The 3,651-nt window shown below is 45.5% G+C and carries 4 protein-coding genes; all 4 read left to right on the forward strand.

What is annotated here, in order from left to right:
* The first annotated feature begins 262 nt into the window (after positions 1-262).
* The 4 genes from rpiB (at position 263) to upp (ending at position 3,606) form a co-directional block, all read left to right on the forward strand.
* Positions 263-709: a ribose 5-phosphate isomerase B gene (gene rpiB, locus BFU02S_RS15145; RefSeq protein ID WP_066372439.1), complete on the forward strand. Its 447-nt coding sequence runs from the start codon at positions 263-265 to the stop codon at positions 707-709.
* An 81-nt stretch (positions 710-790) separates the two neighbouring features.
* Entirely contained in the window at positions 791-1,357 is a 567-nt protein-coding gene (locus BFU02S_RS15150; protein WP_066372441.1) for a TIGR01440 family protein, read from the forward strand.
* Positions 1,358-1,519: 162 nt separating this feature from the next.
* Entirely contained in the window at positions 1,520-2,761 is a 1,242-nt protein-coding gene (gene glyA, locus BFU02S_RS15155) for a serine hydroxymethyltransferase (protein ID WP_066372443.1), read from the forward strand.
* Positions 2,762-2,976: 215 nt separating this feature from the next.
* On the forward strand, positions 2,977-3,606 hold the full coding sequence (gene upp, locus BFU02S_RS15160; RefSeq protein WP_066372445.1) for a uracil phosphoribosyltransferase: 630 nt from the start codon (positions 2,977-2,979) through the stop codon (positions 3,604-3,606).
* Positions 3,607-3,651: the final 45 nt, after the last annotated feature.

The following is a 3,651-nucleotide window of genomic DNA, read 5'->3' on the forward strand; positions in this document are numbered from 1 at the left end:
AAAAATCGATTTCGAAAATTGTCCAGCGCAAGCAGCCTAGCCCCTTGTTATGTGCTCCTGCGCTATAGCCTATTCGAAGAAGCTTATGTTCAGCTCGTCGCATGTCTAGTCTACAAGGAGGATTATTCGGAGAAGCAGGCAGGCTGACCAAGGCGCCCCGCGCTTTTCTTAAACTTTGGAGATTTTTCACTCCGTTTTTTACTTTATATTTTTCACGCAGTATGTCAAAATTAAAAACAGATTGAATATAGGGGGCTTTTACATGAAAGTGGCAATCGCATCTGACCATGGCGGAGTCCATATTCGCCAGGAAATTGCTAAATTATTGGAAGAACTAAAGATTGAATTTGAAGATTTTGGTTGTGATTGTGAAACATCGGTCGATTATCCGGACTATGCTTTGCCTGTGGCGGAAAAAGTGGCTAGCGGTGAGTTTGATCGGGGCATTCTGATCTGCGGAACAGGAATTGGGATGAGTATTAGCGCCAATAAGGTAAAAGGCATTCGCTGTTCCCTTTGCCATGATACTTTTAGTGCTAAATACACAAGGCTTCATAATGATGCTAACATCCTTGCGATGGGTGAGCGTGTAATCGGTCCTGGACTGGCGCGAGAAATTGCTGAAATTTGGCTGACCACTGAGTTTGAAGGAGGACGCCACGCCAAACGAATCGGCAAAATTACGGATTACGAGAATAAGCACCTCTAGGATCGGTTTTTATATTAGGGGACTTTGGAAAACGACAAAAGCAGTTAAGTAACCCGAATAATCAAGAAAGGTCGAGGCTTGATGATTCATGAATGGGAAAAACAATGGGAAGCAGTGTTAACTGAATTTAAGGAACAGGTGTCACTTAAGCCTGGGCAGATTTTAGTAGTAGGCTGCAGTACAAGCGAGGTGGCAGGTGAACGCATCGGGACAGCGGGTACGTTTGAAGTGGCTGAAATGATTTATCAAGGACTGGATCAATTGTGTAGTGAAACCGGAGTTCACTTAGCATTTCAATGTTGTGAACACCTGAATAGAGCACTTGTCATCGAGCGTGCTGTTGCAGTAAAGCACAGCTTTGAGGAAGTTTCAGTAGTTCCTGTGCGTAACGCTGGCGGCGCGATGGCGGCCTACGCCTACCAACACATGAAGGATGCCGTTGTCGTAGAATTTGTGAAAGCTGATGCCGGAATCGACATCGGCAACACACTCATCGGCATGCACTTGAAACACGTTGCCGTACCAATTCGCATCAAACAACAAACCGTCGGCAGCGCCAACGTAACCCTCGCCAAAACCAGACCCAAACTCATTGGCGGCGCCCGCGCCATTTACGAACTAAACGAGGGAAACACAACCTGCAGCTAACGATGGTGTCAGGCACCACCCGTGGACATTTGTCCGCGTGGGGTGGACAGTAGGTTGCTATAATAGGTTCAATATTATGTCTTTCTTTTCTAGAAAAACGTGTTACAATGAAGAAGGAATTTTCAAACACTTGGTTTGTAATACATACGAAGGGGGATCATCATGAAGCATTTGTCTAAAAGTGACGAGCAGGTTTTCCAGGCGATTCAAAAGGAATTGGGGCGTCAGCGTTCCAAAATTGAATTAATTGCTTCAGAGAACTTTGTTAGTGAAGCGGTCATGGAGGCACAGGGGTCTGTTTTAACGAATAAATATGCGGAAGGCTATCCGGGACGTCGTTATTATGGCGGCTGTGAATATGTGGATGTTGTTGAAGATTTAGCACGCGAGCGCGCTAAGCAAATTTTCGGTGCAGAATATGTCAATGTTCAGCCGCACTCAGGGGCACAGGCCAATATGGCGGTTTACTTCACTGTCCTTGAACAAGGCGACACCGTGCTTGGTATGAATTTATCCCATGGCGGCCACTTAACACATGGCAGCCCGGTTAACTTCAGCGGCATTCAATACAACTTTGTGGAATACGGTGTTGATCAAACAACCCACCGCATCGATTATGATGATGTGCGGGCCAAAGCTCGCGAGCATAAGCCGAAACTGATTGTAGCTGGTGCGAGTGCCTATCCAAGAGAAATCGATTTTGCCAAGTTCCGTGAAATCGCTGATGAAGTCGGTGCCTACCTCATGGTGGATATGGCGCACATCGCCGGGCTCGTCGCTGCAGGGCTTCACCAAAACCCGGTTCCATATGCAGATTTTGTTACGACCACCACACACAAAACATTACGCGGACCGCGCGGCGGGATGATTCTCTGCAAAGAAGAATTCGGCAAGAAGATTGATAAATCCATTTTCCCTGGAATTCAAGGCGGACCGCTGATGCACGTAATTGCTGCAAAAGCTGTTGCCTTCGGCGAAGCACTGCAGGACAGTTTTAAAGACTATGCACGGCAAATTGTCGCCAATGCTAAACGGCTAGCAGAAGGCCTGCAAAAAGAAGGTCTGACACTTGTATCTGGCGGAACGGACAATCACTTGTTATTGGTCGATGTGAAAAGTCTTGGTTTAACCGGTAAGGTAGCCGAGCATGTTCTCGATGAAATCGGCATTACCGTTAATAAGAATACAATTCCATTTGACCAAGAAAGCCCATTCGTTACAAGTGGCATCCGGATCGGAACCGCTGCTGTTACTTCCCGCGGTTTCGGGTTAGAAGAAATGGATGAAATTGCTTCCATTATTTCCTTTACCTTGAAAAATCATGAAGATGAAGCGAAAATGGCTGAAGCACGTGAACGTGTGAATGCATTAACTGAGAAGTTTCCGCTTTATCCGGAATACTAATAGTCCATTTGAAAAATAATAAGGACAAGCTCAGCATCGGCCCGACTATTTGCGGGCCGATTTTTTTGAAGGATGGAGTTACACCCATTAGGCAGACATTTTTTTGAAAAATCCCACTTTATGATATGTAGGTTCTTTAGTTGCTCTGTACCTTGTTTTTCTGTAAAATGAAACGAAGTGTGTAATCATTCATTTTTTAAAAAGGGGCGATGATTGTGGCAAAGGTGTATGTTTTCGACCACCCTCTAATCCAGCATAAGCTTACTTACATACGTGATAAAAATACCGGAACAAAGGATTTCCGCGAGTTGGTGGACGAAGTGGCCACCCTTATGGCGTTTGAAATTACAAGGGATATGCCGCTGGAAAATGTAGAAATTGAAACTCCTGTCTGTACGGCAAAATCAAAGGTGCTTTCCGGAAAAAAAATCGGCATTGTGCCAATTTTGCGTGCCGGAATCGGTATGGTGGACGGCATTTTAAAATTAATTCCCGCTGCAAAAGTCGGCCATATCGGGTTGTACCGAGACCCAGAAACATTGAAACCGGTTGAATATTATGTCAAACTCCCAAGCGATATTGAGGAGCGTGATTTTATTGTTGTCGATCCGATGCTGGCAACGGGCGGTTCCGCAAACGTAGCGATCGAGGCCTTGAAAAAGCGCGGCGCTAAAAATATTAAATTTATGTGTTTAATTGCCGCCCCTGAAGGCGTAGAAGCTATGGAAAAAGCTCATCCGGATGTCGATATTTACATCGCTGCTTTGGATGAGAAGTTGAACGACCATGGATATATCGTACCTGGTCTTGGTGACGCGGGCGACCGCTTGTTTGGAACTAAATAATGATGATCCACGTTAAGCCAGGCAGTAGCCTGGCTTACAATTTGG

The organism is Neobacillus fumarioli NBRC 102428 (genome assembly GCF_001591485.1).
GTDB classification, from domain to species: Bacteria; Bacillota; Bacilli; order Bacillales; family Cytobacillaceae; genus Neobacillus; species Neobacillus fumarioli.

Excerpts from the sequence above, each read along its gene's own strand:
- rpiB (WP_066372439.1), top strand. The coding sequence starts at position 263 with ATGAAAGTGGCAATCGCATCTGACCATGGCGGAGTCCATATTCGCCAG.
- glyA (WP_066372443.1), top strand. The coding sequence starts at position 1,520 with ATGAAGCATTTGTCTAAAAGTGACGAGCAGGTTTTCCAGGCGATTCAA.
- BFU02S_RS15150 (WP_066372441.1), top strand. The coding sequence starts at position 791 with ATGATTCATGAATGGGAAAAACAATGGGAAGCAGTGTTAACTGAATTT.